The sequence below is a fragment of the Paenibacillus sp. IHBB 3054 genome, assembly GCF_051594305.1.
GTDB lineage: Bacteria > Bacillota > Bacilli > Paenibacillales > Paenibacillaceae > Paenibacillus_AQ.
In genome coordinates, this window is the sequence record NZ_JBOFBG010000050.1 from 38,890 (window position 1) to 54,190 (window position 15,301).

Here is a 15,301-nt window from a genome sequence, read left to right on the forward strand (position 1 = left end):
TAGCTTATTTGGATGGCAAAAGTTTAATTTGGGGAGTATCTTCATTCTTATAAATTGGAATCAGCTGAACGAGACCCTTGTCTTCGTCAACCACCGGAACTTCAATCAGATTCCGATCTGAAGTTGGAAGGTGGGAATCAGAAACTAATTCCGAGCTAACGTTGTCTACTATTGGTGATTCTACAATTTGTTCATTGAGCGTATCCGACTTTCCAAAGAAGAAGACAGTAGTAAATAGTATGGCACTCAAACTTATATACTTGATCCGTAATTTCATCATTCCTACCTCCATCAACGATTAAATTGAAGCCTTAACTATATTCTACATTAAAGTGGGTGAGGATCGTAGCAATATCGTGGAGATTCGAGTCCTCTCGACCGCATCATTTACAATCAAAGATCCGTTAACTGCTCTTGAAGCAGTTAACGGATCTTTTTGTTTTATAAGTACAAGCACAGGAATAAGTGAAAATCAGATTGACAAAATAATTGATTAGATATATTGTGGATATGCGAAGTCTATATATTTATCTTAATTATAGATATATTGTATCTATAATGTATTTTATTAATCTTGAAAGGATGATTCATAACTCATTCAATCGAAAGGGATAACTGTATTGAAGGTCAATGTGGATGACAGCCCGAATACGGATGGGAAATACCGTGTGATGAGCATTCCGGCCACCCTCATACTCAAGGATGGACAACCTCGGCAACAAGAGGTGGGGATGTTATCCATACACGTCTCGCAGCAGCTCGCTGCATCCGAATAGTACTTCTGAAAGCGGTGAAGATAGCTTGACTAATAAACCCAGCATTATTGTTGCCTCCCTGGTGGTTGCCAATTTTCTAGCCCAATTGATGCAAACGATGTTAAATACGGCGTTGCCGCGTGTCATGCAGGATCTTGCAATTCATGAGAATCAAGCGCAGTGGCTGATTACAGTGTATTACCTGATGATAGGTATAACTGTTCCTGTTGCCGGATTTTTGATCGGAAAGTTTACCACTAGGGCCTTGTTCATGGCCTCTGTCGTAGCGTTCACAGCAGGAACACTGATTGCCGGGATCGCCTGGGGTTTCCCGCTAGTCCTGACGGGGCGTTTGGTTCAAGGCATCGGTGCGGGCCTGCTGTTCCCGCTGTTTCAGACGACGATACTCAGAGTCTTTCCGAAGGAGAAAATCGGTGCAGCGATGGGGGTAGTCGGTTTGGTCCTGGGGCTGGCTCCGGCGCTTGGGCCCACTCTGTCTGGGTTCGTGGTTCAGAACCATTCATGGAGACTGTTGTTTTACGCTGTGGCGCCGCTTGCAGCCGCCAATTTATTCTTAGCGCATTTCACACTGCGGAACGTAGGAGAGACTCATCAGACCAAGCTCGACACCAGGTCCATTATCTATTCTTCACTCGGATTCGCTGGTATTTTGTACGGATTTAGCATTGTCGGGGAAGAAAAGGGAAATCCCGCTGTCGCTGGGGTCATCCTTCTGGCCGGATTCCTGATCGTGGCGCTGTTTATTAAAAGACAGCTCAAGCTCACGGCACCTTTGCTCGATTTCAAGCTGTTTCGGCACCGCTCCTTTACCCGTTCTTCCATTGTGGGGGTGATCTTGTTTGCGGTGATGGTGGGGGTTGAACTCCTTCTTCCTCTGTATGCACAGACGATAAGAGGCTTAACACCTGGGGAGTCCGGGCTTATGCTGTTGCCGGGCGCATTGCTGATTGGTGTCTCTGGTCTGATCTCAGGCAGACTATATGACCGGTTTGGGGTTAGCCGCGTAACCCAGGGAGGATTTCTGCTCATTCTGATCATGGCATTGGCTCTTGCCCTCACGTTATCAACAGAGACGTCCTTTAATCTACTGGTTATAATGTATGCCTTGCTTATGTTTGGAGTAGGGACAGTAATGGCTCCAATTACGGCCTATGCCATGGCAAGTATCCCAAACACCATGGTTGCTCATGCTTCTCCAATGACGATCACGCTGCGCTCGCTCAGCGGTTCAATAGGAGGCGCCTTGCTTATAACGATAATGACTTCAACTGCGAGTGCCAGTTCCTTATCCTTTCCGCTGGATATGCTCCAAGGGGTCCACATTGCATTTTGGACGTTGACGGCTCTTGCCGGATTAGGATTATACTTGTCTTTTTATCTGCAAGAAGCGAGAAAGCTCAAACCTGCTAATATTTGATTTCTTAAATCTATCCTGTGTTAGTTTTAGGAGATGCATTCTGTAATTTCAGACTTTAGAAGGTTGTGCACGATGATGAGGTCAGTATAATTAAGAATTGAAAGGAGAGTCATTCGATTCATTAAGATAAGTATTTTAGACAAATTGGGGGTTGAAAAGATTGAATAGGCACCAAAATAGCTCCAATGCACCAAGCCTGTTTCGCAATCAGTTCCTGCAGACGATATTATTATCAAGTGTGCTCCTGCAGATCGGCATCTGGGTACGTAATTTCGCTATTCTCCTATACGTTGCGGATAGAACAAACAATGATCCATATGCCATTTCGCTAATCAGCGTAGCTGAATTCGCGCCTATTTTTGTTTTTTCTTTCATCGGTGGCACATTTGCCGACCGCTGGAGGCCGAAGCGAACGATGATTTGGTGCGATTTATTATCCGCGGTATCGGTATTCGTAGTACTTCTGACCATCCATTACGGTTCCTGGCACTCCGTCTACCTTGTCGCCTTCATCTCAGCTATTCTTTCGCAGTTCTCGCAGCCTTCAAGCATGCGATTGTTTAAGTATCATGTGCGGGAAGAACAGCTGCAGCAAGGGATGGCTTTATTCCAATCGCTGATGGCTATCTTCATGGTGCTTGGCCCTATGCTTGGCACCTTCGTTTACAGCAAGTTTGGCCTTGAAACTTCGGTCGCTGTAATGGGCGTGGTATTTCTGCTTTCTGCACTCGTCCTTATTCGGCTGCCTGAGGATAATATGGAACCTCAGACGGCCGCTGTAAAAGGGCAGTTCCGTAAAGATTTCATAGAAGGCTTTCGTTATGTCTGGCAAAGCCAAGTGCTCCGTATGCTTGGACTTGCGTTTATTCTCGCAGGACTCTCTGTTGGCATAGCCCAAGCTCTCAACCTGTTTATTGTAACGGAGCGGCTAGGCAAAAGTGAGGAATTTCTGCAATATCTGCTGATGGTGAATGGTGCAGCCATGCTGATCGGGGGCGGGATCGTAGCCGTATTCGCAAAGCGGGTTCCGCCGCAGCTTCTTCTAGCGATAGGGATGCTGGCAGGCGCGGTCTGTACAGTGATTGTCGGGTATTCGACGAGCGTTCCGGTCACGCTGACTGTTCAATTTCTGAATGGGCTTGTTTTCCCTTGCATTCATATTGGGATTAGCACAATGATTCTGAAATGGTCACATGCTTCCATTGTCGGCCGGGTGAATGGGGTTCTGAATCCGATGTTCGTTGGCATGATGGTCGTTTCCATGTCTTTCGCTGGCGTGTTAAAAGATGCCTTCTCGCTGGGTACGATCTATAGCGGAGCAGGATTATTATTTCTTCTGGGAGCACTGGTCATGTTGCCGATCATGAACCAAAAAGCACCGGATCATGCACATACTGCACAAAAGACATAATATCGAGACCACCTCTATAAGGTTTAAATGAAGAAGAACCGGCCATCAAAAAGTGGGCCGGTTCTTCTTCATTCCATGGTGGTTAACCTTCAAAGAGTACCGGTAAGAATCGGGATGGTTGTTCTGCTGGAAATGGCCTTGGAGACGAGTATGTAAAAGAGGACAAGAACATGATCCTACGACCACGATCCGCAGCCGTTTAAGCTCGGCCATCTGACTGGCCAGGCGGTGCCCAGTGTGACTTACCCTTTGAATTCTGTTCTTTTCTTTGACCATAGTTTTCGTATCACATGAATACAGAGCAGCAGTAAAGGCAAAAGAAGCCCTATAGATAACGTATAAGATAACCATACTGTCCCATCCCACGTTTGTTGGTAAGGGACATTCGGATATATGACTACCGACATGACAACCAAGATCATTCCGAGTGGTGAAACTAGAGGCCGATAATCTTCTAATTTAAAAACCTGAGCTATGGCCAACACAATTGCGTATATGTATATAGTGGCCCTAAAATAGAGCGAAATAAACCACATGATGGCCATGATGGCTTCAATGCGCTGCAGAAAATTGCCGATATTGATTTTCTGGGCTAACGAATAGCTTGGAAATATACTTTTTGCCGTTAAATCAGGTCCTAAAACCAAAATCGACAATGCAACAATCAGGACCATCATCAGCCCGCCAAACATGCTTCCGTTGAAAAAAGCTTTACGGGCGTTATCGATACGATTCACAGCCGGAAAAATCATTAACAAAACGATATGGGGTAGAAACAAAACACTGATAAAGGATAGTGCAGCAGGCCAGATCGGTCCTATTCCTGCCTCCAGCACAGGCTCGACATTTTCCAGTTTGATCTCAGGCGCAATTAAAATAACTAAAGAAATATAAAGAAGGATAAATAAGGGGAACAATAGTTCAGCAGAACGGGCAAACGTTTCAATTCCAAGCCGTGCCCCCATGACTATAATGACGGCAAAAAGAATATTTACGGATTGAGCCGGCGTTTCCGGCATGATTTGGGTAGTTAGAAAATTCCCTACATCATACAACGCTGAGGCAGGACCACTCAAGAAAAGAGTAACGATAAATAGAAGAGAAATTGTTTTGCCCAACCATTTTCCGAGAAGGGCTTCAATGATCTCAACCAATGTCATCCCTGGATAAAGGGTCGCTATTGTGTTGTAAATCCATACGAGGAAAAAACCGGATCCCACGCCAACGAACGCAGCGATCCACGCATCCTGTTTGGCCAGGAAGGCCATACCTGAGGGGATGATCAGGATTGCGCTTCCGATCGTAAATAAAGTCGTTAAGACCATAAATTGACGTCCGGAGATTTTGACTTGCTTAGACACCACTTTCACCTCATTTTTATTTTATTAGACCGATATGGGTTAGAAAATCAGTGAATGGTTTATACACAAATGTAATCCAATCCAAAGGGGTGGGAATAGCCCATTGCAATGCCTCGGCGCTGCTGATTCCCACCCCAAGGAGTAGCAGAAGGGAAAACACCCATAGCTCCTTTTTCAACCTTTTTCTCAACATGTAAGGGACTTCGAGAATCATGATCGCAGCAGCGGACAGGATTATTCCCAGTATGACCGCCATCTGGGTTAGCATCGTTAATCACCTTTCTTCATTTCATTCAGGAATGAGCTTCCAGTCGTACCCAAGCGTCGAATCTTGAAGTCGACTTTGATGTTCACCGGCAGTTCTGCAAAGTACTCATTATCCCAATTTTGTTTCAGTGACTTCCAGGCTCTCGGGTTACTGCGGTGAATGGCTTCACCGAATCCGAAAATGTCAATTTTGTACGATTTTTGTGCCTTCTTGATCGCAGACTCCATAACTCCTGCTATCTTTTCTTCACCTTTCATCTGTAGATCATAAATCGTGTTCGTCTTAGTCAGATCCAGTTCGCTACACTCAACTTCCCCCACGTTGGCTTCAATCTTGAGTTGAATATTGATCCGGGGCTCACCCCTATAAACGTACCCTTTCATGGAGGCATGGGTCCGGATGATTTCCAATACGACTTTGCCGCCTTTGGGACAGGTTACAAAGCCAACAGAGCTTTGCACTTTGCCGAGGATGAAATTGTAACCCTTGCTTTCACTTTCATTTAGCCAGCCAATCAATCTATCTTTTTTAAATACAGCAAGCCCAGAATACTGTAGGCGAGTATGGGGGGATATCATTTCGACATTCTTTTTTGCTTCTCCAGATTCTTGATCTCCAACGATCTGAAGTCCAGTCAAGATGGGCTGCTTTCCTTCACTTGTGAGATCGGCTATAAATTGATCTAAGGTTACCGTAGCACTGGGGGACCAGCTTTTTTCCGACGATTCCAGGGATGAGAACAGCTTGTCGGCAGGAATAGGATCCAAGGGCGTCATGATTTTGAGCGTATCCTCCGCACTTGAGCGTTTCGTTACTACAAGGTAAAAATCGGAGCGAAATTCATGGTCCCTGGACAGGAAGTCCAGGGCTTTTGCTATTCCTTCCGTGGCCATCGACTCGCCGATCACGCATATACGTAGGTGGGAAAAATAGATTTTTCTAGGGCTTAGTGTTGTTAGTTTTCGGACCGCTTCAAATAGGGTATCGGCTTCCGATGTATACAACGTGGCGGGGGCCCGCCCACCCACCCCTTTCTTGGTAGATACTTCTCCAGGATCTACGACTTGGACAGAAACACGGAATTGATCTCCCTGCTTATCTATTCCCATACCGACGGCGATTGCAAGCTCATTTAACTCTTTGCGGTTCCAACAGCCAGTCAGAAGCGTGCCAAGTGTAAGAATTAGAATTAGAATTAGAAACAGAAAGGAAGTTTTCCGTTTCATGCTTGTCCACTCCTTTCAATCCGTATCTGTCTCCTCTGGTTTATTTCCGTGATTTTCGGGGTGAAGCGTTTCGCGATTCACGTTCTTCTGATTAAGTAGCCGGGGACGAGAGAGCATCAACCAGTGCGGAAGCCGTATGAGCGTATCCTTGGTGTCTGCCGGGATTAGGGGCGCAAGCGGACTCATATACGGAACGCCGAAAGAACGAAGGCTGCACAGATGCAGAATGAGGGCAATGCCTCCGACGATGATCCCGTACAGCCCAAATGAAGCGGCTAGTCCCATCAAGGGGAACCGCAGCATACGAAAAGCGATGGACATATTATAGGCAGGGAGAACAAAGCTGGAAATCGCGGTAATAGATACGACAATAACCATTGCTGCAGATATGATGCCCGCCTCGACGGCTGCTTGCCCGATGACGAGTGTGCCTACGATAGAGACGGCTGCCCCGATGTACTTCGGCATGCGAACGCCAGCTTCCCGCAATATTTCAAAAGTCAATTCCATCATGAGTGCTTCAATAAAAGCGGGGAAGGGAACAGCCTCCCGCTGTGCTGCCAGACCGATCAGCAGTGAGGTCGGCAGCATTTCCTGATGGAACGTAGTGATGGCAATATATAAGGACGGACCGAGCAGGGAGATAAAAACCCCGGTGTAACGAAGAATCCGGATAAAGCTGCTGATGTCCGCACGCTGATAATAATCCTCCGATGCATGCAGGAAGGAAACAAACAACGCGGGTACGATAAGCACAAACGGGGTTCCATCCACCAGGATAGCGATTTTTCCTTCCAACAGTTCGGCGGCGATGACGTCTGGACGTTCGGAGTTGTACACTGTTGGGAAAGGGGTGAAAGTTTCGTCCTGGATAAATTCCTCGATATACCCGCCTTCGAGAATACCGTCTACATCAATGCGATTCAACCGCTCATGCACTTCCTCGACCAATTTATGGTTCGCGATCCCATTGATATACATGACAGCGACATCGGTCTTAGTCACACGACCGATTTGTTTCGTTTCCAGCCATAGATTCGGATCTTTAATCTTGCGCCGGATTAAGGCCGTATTCGTGCCCAGTGTTTCCGAAAATCCTTCCCGCGGTCCACGGACGACATTTTCTGAGGCTGGTTCGGTGACACCGCGATCCTTCCATCCTCCTGCGCTGACCACTATTCCCTTAGTCTCACCGTCAATCAGGATGATTGCATCCCCGGACAACAGCGCGTTATATAAAGTTTCAAAGTCGGTAATATCCCGGATGTCACCGATGGTCAGAGTGTAATCTTTCAAAATCTGCAAGACATTGGAGGAAATTTGAATCTTGCGGTTCACGTCCTCAGACAGGCTGCTATCGAGCATCATCGATTTCATGATAAAGTCGGATACTATATTTTTATCCACTAAACCGTCGGTATAGAGGATCGCGATGATTTGGCTCCCGTCCTTGCCAATGCGAACTTCTCTGATGATAATGTCGGTGCTGTTACCGACGGTTTGTCTGATCTGCTGAAGGTTTTGTCCAAGACATGCACTGATCGGTTCCTCTGAATGTGCAGGTTGACTCTCGCTGTGCTGGACCTGGGGCTTTTTAACTTTGTTAAGGGGGTTTCTTTTACGAAAACGCATGAACGTTCTCCCTCTCCTTAAGGATTCTTTTAATCCAGTATGGGCGCAGAGGTCTCCTGCTAAACTTATTGTTGGAATTATCATATAAAACCATTTATTTTTGCTGTTGTGGATGATACGACTTGTAGTTGGGGAATTGTCAGAAGTGAAGGCACCTCCATTATAAGGGATCAGTATGGACCCGGAGGGCCTAGTATTTTTATTAAACACCATGACTGCACCTTTATTGAATATGTAGAACCTGAAAGACCATTAAGGATTCGATAAAATAACAGCCTGATTTCAGTGAGTCGCCATCACCGAAATCAGGCTGTTATTTTAATGTAACGAAACAGAAGATAAGCATTGTTCCAGAGCTTTCTGTGCCTGTACCATCCCACGGCTCTGGATTTGTTGTTCCAAACCTCTATTTCTTCATACTAATCTGAAAAACATCTCCTGCCTCGCCGCCGAAAACAATCATCCCGCCTTTTGGAAGGGTGACTGGCTTATCTTTATTGACGAGAGAGGAGGACACAAACATTCCTTTCGCATCATAAACGACGAATCCTCCGGTTGCCGGAGCATCAACGCTCATCGTTTTAGCAGCCGATTTGGCATCGATCTTGAACCATACGGCATGACCGTTGTCCTCAATCGTACAGATCGACGTTTTTCCGCCGTAGATCGGATTAACAGCATCCTCACTAAGGTAAGACTGCCCGTCTATCGTCAAATACTCTTTGTTGTTCACGGTATGGAAGCTCAAATCGAAGGCATCCCTTCCGCTCAAAACCGGAATTTCAACAGCATTTACAGCTGTATGCTCATCAACAATTTTAGTGCCTGATGCATAGCCGTTTTCACTATCCACAGCTATATTTCTGACTAAGATGTCAGGGGAGAAATAGTATAGCGAATTGATCTTCTCTCCCAACCCATAGTAATTTTTACCGTTTCTTTTTTTCCATGCGGCTTTGGTTACCGGCTGCAGAGGATTGGCATCAAGCTTCTGATATTCATAGCTGACCATCATCGCTTGCCCGATTCCCGGAAAATCCACATACGCCTTCAACTTAAAATAGATATTTCCATTCGATTGTTTGTCAAAGCTTATCGTCACTTTGCCATCGTTGTTTTTGAATTGGCCATTGCCCGTATACACGTAGGTTTGTGGCGGGATAATCCCCCCGACCAGAGCGGGCAGCTTAATCTCTCCGTTCTTAATCTCCACATTCATCGTTGTGCCTACTGTACCGTATAATCCAGAGTACGAAAGCTGCTCCGCCGGCATAATGACCTTCACGGAAGGTTTAAAGCTTCGACCCGGCAAAACCTCTTTGATCTTGCCTTTGTCCTGCAAATATTCCAGTAGAACATTAGATGCAAAAACACTAGTGTAGATTGAACTCCCTCCCGATGACAGGACAGCGATTGAAATATTATATTCAGGCAATGAAGTCAAAGTAGCGTGATACATAGCGGTATCCCCGCCTTTGGATAATGCCTTGATGCCGTAATCACCAAACGGGGCCAAGCTGACGGCATCCCAGCCAAGACCATAGTTATAGTTATTTGTCTCCTCAGGTACCCAAATGCCCTTTCTATATTCAGGGCTTTGCATCGCGGCGGCCGATTTCTCTGATAAAATATTTGACCGATTACCGATCAATACATCTCCGAAAATTGCTAGTTCTTCAGCAGTGGAGTAGATCCCGCCTGCACCAATGACGTTTGCATTCTCAACTGGCAAGCTTCTTCCATAGTAGGGTAATAGGTTTTCGCCAGTTTTTCTCTGTCAAAGTCACTAAGCGGCGTTTTGGTGGAGATTAATTTCAGCGGCTGGCTAATCTTCTGATCCAGAAATTCGGTATAGCTTAACCCGCTTACTCGTTCCACGAGGATTTCCAGCAGCTGAAATCCATCGTTGCAATACACCGAATATTCGCCCGGGTTGGACTTTAAGTGCTCAGATTGTAGCCTCATCAATAATTCATCATGATTGCGGGTATCATTGTCATCAAACAGCCTACTATTTGCATAATGAGATCCGTAAAGCCCTGACGAATGATTCATGAGCATCCGCGGTGTTATTTCCTTATATCTTTCATCGGCCATGGTGAAATCCTTGATATACGTGACAAGCGGTTGATCGATATCGATTTTGCCCACATCAGCCAGCATCATCGCTGCAGCCGTTACATGCATTTTACTGACGGAGCCGATGCCGAACATCGTGTCCTTCGTAATTGGAGCATTGGTGGCTATATTATGGACACCCGCGCTGTCGGATAATACAATCGATCCCGAATCCAGTATGGCGTACTGCAAGCCGGTCACCCCATAGTCGGACACGATCGACGAAGCCAGCCTATGAGCCTTCACCTGGACAGTTTCCTTTTGGGTTTGTGCTGAAACCTGATTCATGGGTATGACCACAAGCATGGCAGTCATTACTACAGCAATGATTTTCTTCATTCTAACTTTCCTCCTTAGCATCCTTTACCGGATTTTACCGGATTTAATAGGCTGTATTCAGAATACAAGAGAGGAGGCTGGTAAAATGCAAAAATACCCCGAAACGCCAAAAAACAATCCCTAAACAACAGTTTGTCTAGGGATTGTTTGTTCAAAAGGGCAGCATGACCATATTGTGAAAGGTTTTTCGCTTGGTTTCAATAGTCATATGGCCGCCGTATTTGTCGCAGAGACTGGCGATATTCGTGAGTCCGATGCCATGATTCTCCGGGTTTAGCTTTTGGCTGCGTAAAGGAACAACTTCATTTTCCATATGATTAAGAATGTGTATGAACAGAGCGGACTCATGGGAGAATATTTTGATCAACACGTACCGGTCCTCTGCGATTTTCACATGCTTGGAAGCTTCGATCGCATTATCCAGCATATTTCCGAGTATGACACATAAGTCATAACGATCTATCAATATCTCAGGAGAATACAAGTTCAGCTTCGTATCTATCCGAATGCCATTCGCTTGTCCGATGTTAAGTGTATTAGTAACAAGGGCGTCTATCACCAAATGGCCTGTATTTACCCGCTGATAGGCGCCTTCGACTTTATTTAGCGTCGTTCGGATATGCTCTAGTGCTGCCGCTAGCTCATTTCGCTTAATACACTCCTCGATATAAGAAACTGCTGGTTCGTGTCGTGAATAATTCCTTTAATCGATTTAAAGCTGTGTACGGTTTTTTCGTAATTTGCATCCTGATAGTCCATCTGCTGCTGCAGCTGGGAATTCTCATGCTTGAACTGAAATTTATCAATAATCGTATCAAAAATGTAGATGATCATCACGTTTATAATAAGAAATCCAATAGCTGAAAGGAAATAATGGATGTTCATCTCATTGTAATTCGTGAGTACATTCAGTTGGTAAATGCTGATGATAGGGATAAGTATTAATAATATATAGTAACGATAATGCAAGGAGAAGCTCCTGCGTTTGGCAATCAGCCGGATAATCTGGATGACGGCAAACATCATCGTGAAGCTGAGCAGGTTGGACTTGAATAACAGGAGCTGATTCTGTTCATCTCCAAGATTAAGACTGTTAAGGTCAACCGAATTCAACAGATAAATAAAATAGGTCGAAATAAAATTAACGATAGACATTAACACGCCATAAAGCACAGTAAAAATGATTTTTGTTGTTATTTCCACGTTATAGGCTTGCGCCAAACTAAAGATGATCACTAAGGCCAGGATCGAAGAGACCACAAAGGAAACCGGAACGGAGAAATAAACGTAACCAAACATCCCGAAAACAATAAAGTACATCCACCGCTTATGCTTTTGGGCAGACTTGCCGAACACTGAGTTAAAGTAATAAATGATCTGAAGGCACATTACAACCTCAATACATAGCACAATCAACCAGTTGTTAGTGACCATATCACTGGACCTTCATAATCATAAATTTGGTGTAACAATCCTTAACCTCTTTCAATTTAGAGCGGCCGATCGGCAGCTCAATCCCACCCGACATAAGCACAACTCCGCTGGCGAACTTCCGCACATGAAGCAGATTAATAATTACGGAACGGTGAATTTGCAGAAAGTTGTTGTCTTTGAGTGCCAGAGCATAATCGGCAAGGATGCCTTTACTTTCATAGATTTGATTAAGGGTTATAAAATTCAGCTTGCTTTTTATCGTTAGGCTTTTAGCCGCTTCGATCGCAATGATATCATCATGCTTCAGCACAACTTCTTCAAAGGCCGACTTGATGATCATAAATTTTTTATCAAGGGCTTGGAAGTATTGGCATAGCTTGATCATTTTCTCCTCCAACACCTGGGGAGTAATAGGTTTGATTAAATACTGGAAGGTCATTACGTCAAAGCTTTCCACCATATATTCCGGGTAGTTTGTCAGAAACACAATTTGTTCATCCAGGTGTTTTAAACTCCGTATTTGGCGGGCAGTCTGAATCCCGTTTATACCACCCATTTCAACATCCAATATTAATATGTGAAAAGGGGGTTCATTACGCTCATAATGAGAGACAAGCTGCTCCCCCGAGCTGAATTCCTCAATTTCAAAATCAATATTCACCTTGATCGACAACGCAATCAGCACGGCTTTTACAATCTCTCTTTGTTTGTCCTCATCATCGCAAATAGCCACTCGATACATAGTGGATACACCTCTCATTTCTAAAACCGTTGTTCTAGAACTTGATCTAACTATCATACAAGCTTTTGGGCTTGAATAAATCATTTTTGGATGAAATGCAGATTTAAATCCCTCAAGTGCATGTGGAAACGAACCCTTTCAATTTCCTATGTATCAAAACTGCAGTTTAAAAAGCGCACTGCCAGCAATTGCAGAACGCTTTTTATATTTCAACAGAATTTAACGAAAAGTGATTTGTATCTTTGCATATTTTACAACTCGGCTATTTTGAATATGACAAAGCTGCTCATATTTACCTGCTGATTTCCGGCAAATGGTAGTAATACAGCATTCGTATTTCCTGTGTTTGTGAGACGGATTGCATCACCGACGTTAATCGGAATGATCCCTTGCCCAACAAGATGTACATCATTTCCCAGGTTCGTGTTATTTCCAGAAATGGTTATAGATTGTTCAAAATTATTCACTGTGACTACAAAAGCAGCACCTGGTAGAGCATCCCCTTGGATATACAAAATGTAGTTTACATAATAAAATCCTGATTGCTCTGCTATTGCCGCTCTTGCACCAGCATCGAAAGTAAATCCTCTTTTCGGATCTGATATTAGTGAAGATAATGGTATGGAAACATTTGGAGGTATAACTGTTGGAGCTGCAGATAGTAACACCAGATCTGCAAAAGCGCTGGATAAGGTTCCTTGAGGGCCAGTAGATCCTGTTGGGCCTGTTGGGCCTGGTAATCCTTGAGGGCCTGTTGGGCCTGCCGGGCCAGGTAATCCTTGAGGTCCTGTTGGTCCTTGAGGTCCCGTTGGTCCTTTAGATCCCGCTGGTCCTTGAGGTCCCGTTGGTCCTTGAGGTCCCGCTGGTCCTTGAGGTCCCGCTGATCCATGGGCTCCTGATAATCCTTGAAGTCCCTCGGGACCCTGAGGTCCTGGTACTCCTTGGGGCCCCGGTAATCCTTGAGGTCCTTGTGGTCCCTGAGGTCCTTGAGGACCTTGAGGACCTGCTATACGGTTTTTCACACCCATAATATCATCCTCTCTGATCGATATGCCGTTAGTATATATACCCAGGAGTTCATTTGTCTGGGCGTATTTAAAATTGGGCTAATAACTGATTTTTTAGAATGTGATGTTTATTTACTGTAATAAATCATATTGTGGGATATCAACTTAAATGGGGGCATCCTGATGTGGATAAAATGGTCTAATGATTCAGAACATATTGTTTTATCTAATAAATATAGCTTACAATTTGGTGCGCAGATTCCTCCAAAAATAAAATTTCACTTTGGTTCGTTTGAAACAGAAAGAGAATTGACATTAAGCACCATATTAACTAAGGATACAATCGTTTTACCTGTATCAATTAAACTCAATTTTATGATTCCTGATACACTTCCTTATGATTTAAGAATAGATGAGAATGGTCTGCATCTCGGCCCGGTAATTGCTATTTTAACTTCGAGAGTAAATGTTTCCCCAGGCATTAGAACAAAGTACCTTGAGTACCTGTGGGATTATAAGAATTTAAAAGGATTAATTTACCTTTGTCCCTTAGAGGGGATTAATCCTGCGAAAACAGGAATAGAAGGTTACTACTACCAACCAGATAAATTAGGAAGCGCAGGAATTTGGAAGAAAGGGGTATTTCCATACCCTAATGTTGTCTATCGCAGGATTGTAGTAAACAGAAATGATAAATACGACCACTTGCTGATTACTGTTGGCCATAAGATCTTTAATCCAAGCTTTTTAGATAAATGGGCAGTGTGGAAGGCTCTTCAGGATAATCCTAAGATAAATCCCCATTTACCTAAAACGGCACTATTGAGAAATGCAAAAGAAGTTATTTGCATGTTAAAAGACTATGGTTCAGTTTACCTTAAACCGGTGAGTGGTTCCTTCGGAAGAGGTATAGTAAAGATCGAATTAACCAACAAGGGTTACCTTTGGAAGCATAAGAATACAAAAAAAAAGTTGAGTCAAAAAAAATTAATAAAGTTATTGTGTTACCAAAAGAGGCGGCGTCCTTACTTATTTCAGCAGTCAGTAAGTTTGAAAGTCCATAATAAACACGTCGACTTTCGAGTGATAATGCAGAAAAACAATACACAAACCTGGAACTGTACTGGCATTATTGCTAGATATGGTATGAAAGGAAAGCATTACACCAACGATGTAAGTGCGCTGAAATTGGGAGTGGATGGTTTAAAGAATGCATTAAATTTAAATGATCTACAGATTAAACTCAAGACTCAGGAAATTCTGTCTTTATGTACTTTGGTTTGCGAAAACCTGGATGAGTTACATGGACCATATGCGGATTTAGGTTTAGATGTGGCAATTGATACTAATTATAAGGTGTGGTTACTTGAGATCAATTTTAGGCATATGCATAACATCGCTGCACTAGTTGGCCAACAGAGTAGTATGTATAGTAAGGTAATAACACGCCCATTAGAATTTGCAAAAGCATTTGCTGGATACAGTACTTCATAACATAGTTTATTTCGGACAACGTTTTTTATCTTTATCAACTTAATCTATCTTTAGATTACCGGTTTATTCTAACCGG

11 protein-coding genes and 2 pseudogenes are annotated in these 15,301 nt (G+C 44.0%); 4 read left to right on the forward strand and 9 right to left on the reverse strand.

Going from position 1 to position 15,301, the window contains the following annotated elements:
- Nucleotides 1–4 precede the first annotated feature (4 nt).
- The gene (locus tag ACQ76X_RS32230; protein WP_438497849.1) at nucleotides 5–280 is read right to left on the reverse strand and encodes a hypothetical protein; all 276 of its coding nucleotides are present in this window, start codon (nucleotides 278–280) and stop codon (nucleotides 5–7) included.
- Between the two features lie 331 nt (nucleotides 281–611).
- Between ACQ76X_RS32230 and ACQ76X_RS32235 the strand changes: the two genes are divergently transcribed.
- The 3 genes from ACQ76X_RS32235 to ACQ76X_RS32245 all read left to right on the forward strand — a co-directional run bounded on the left by ACQ76X_RS32235 (nucleotide 612) and on the right by ACQ76X_RS32245 (nucleotide 3,604).
- Complete coding sequence (locus ACQ76X_RS32235) at nucleotides 612–776, forward strand: thioredoxin family protein (RefSeq protein WP_438497863.1); 165 nt, start codon at nucleotides 612–614, stop codon at nucleotides 774–776.
- 25 nt (nucleotides 777–801) lie between these two features.
- Nucleotides 802–2,193: a DHA2 family efflux MFS transporter permease subunit gene (locus ACQ76X_RS32240; protein WP_438497851.1), complete on the forward strand. Its 1,392-nt coding sequence runs from the start codon at nucleotides 802–804 to the stop codon at nucleotides 2,191–2,193.
- A 160-nt stretch (nucleotides 2,194–2,353) separates the two neighbouring features.
- On the forward strand, nucleotides 2,354–3,604 hold the full coding sequence (locus tag ACQ76X_RS32245; protein ID WP_438497852.1) for an MFS transporter: 1,251 nt from the start codon (nucleotides 2,354–2,356) through the stop codon (nucleotides 3,602–3,604).
- 242 nt (nucleotides 3,605–3,846) lie between these two features.
- Here the strand turns inward: ACQ76X_RS32245 and ACQ76X_RS32250 are convergent, their stop codons facing one another.
- The 8 genes and pseudogenes from ACQ76X_RS32250 to ACQ76X_RS32285 all read right to left on the reverse strand — a co-directional run bounded on the left by ACQ76X_RS32250 (nucleotide 3,847) and on the right by ACQ76X_RS32285 (nucleotide 13,752).
- Nucleotides 3,847–4,965, reverse strand: coding sequence for a GerAB/ArcD/ProY family transporter (locus tag ACQ76X_RS32250; protein ID WP_438497854.1), 1,119 nt, complete (start codon nucleotides 4,963–4,965; stop codon nucleotides 3,847–3,849).
- Nucleotides 4,966–4,981: 16 nt separating this feature from the next.
- Nucleotides 4,982–5,233 (reverse strand): hypothetical protein, encoded by a 252-nt coding sequence (locus ACQ76X_RS32255; protein ID WP_438497856.1) that lies wholly within the window; start codon nucleotides 5,231–5,233, stop codon nucleotides 4,982–4,984.
- 2 nt (nucleotides 5,234–5,235) lie between these two features.
- The gene (locus ACQ76X_RS32260; protein WP_438497858.1) at nucleotides 5,236–6,459 is read right to left on the reverse strand and encodes a Ger(x)C family spore germination protein; all 1,224 of its coding nucleotides are present in this window, start codon (nucleotides 6,457–6,459) and stop codon (nucleotides 5,236–5,238) included.
- 15 nt (nucleotides 6,460–6,474) lie between these two features.
- Nucleotides 6,475–8,091 carry a spore germination protein gene (locus ACQ76X_RS32265; RefSeq protein WP_438497859.1) on the reverse strand — a complete coding sequence of 539 codons (1,617 nt, stop codon included), beginning with the start codon at nucleotides 8,089–8,091 and terminating at the stop codon, nucleotides 6,475–6,477.
- A gap of 406 nt (nucleotides 8,092–8,497) precedes the next feature.
- Nucleotides 8,498–10,548: pseudogene (locus tag ACQ76X_RS32270) on the reverse strand (serine hydrolase domain-containing protein).
- Between the two features lie 151 nt (nucleotides 10,549–10,699).
- Nucleotides 10,700–11,982: pseudogene (locus ACQ76X_RS32275) on the reverse strand (GHKL domain-containing protein).
- Between the two features lies 1 nt (nucleotide 11,983).
- Nucleotides 11,984–12,724: a LytR/AlgR family response regulator transcription factor gene (locus ACQ76X_RS32280; protein WP_438497860.1), complete on the reverse strand. Its 741-nt coding sequence runs from the start codon at nucleotides 12,722–12,724 to the stop codon at nucleotides 11,984–11,986.
- Nucleotides 12,725–12,975: 251 nt separating this feature from the next.
- Nucleotides 12,976–13,752 carry a hypothetical protein gene (locus ACQ76X_RS32285; protein WP_438497861.1) on the reverse strand — a complete coding sequence of 259 codons (777 nt, stop codon included), beginning with the start codon at nucleotides 13,750–13,752 and terminating at the stop codon, nucleotides 12,976–12,978.
- A 162-nt stretch (nucleotides 13,753–13,914) separates the two neighbouring features.
- On the opposite strand from ACQ76X_RS32285, the gene ACQ76X_RS32290 reads away from it, so the two are divergent.
- The gene (locus ACQ76X_RS32290) at nucleotides 13,915–15,225 is read left to right on the forward strand and encodes a YheC/YheD family endospore coat-associated protein (protein ID WP_438497862.1); all 1,311 of its coding nucleotides are present in this window, start codon (nucleotides 13,915–13,917) and stop codon (nucleotides 15,223–15,225) included.
- The last annotated feature ends 76 nt before the right edge of the window (nucleotides 15,226–15,301 follow it).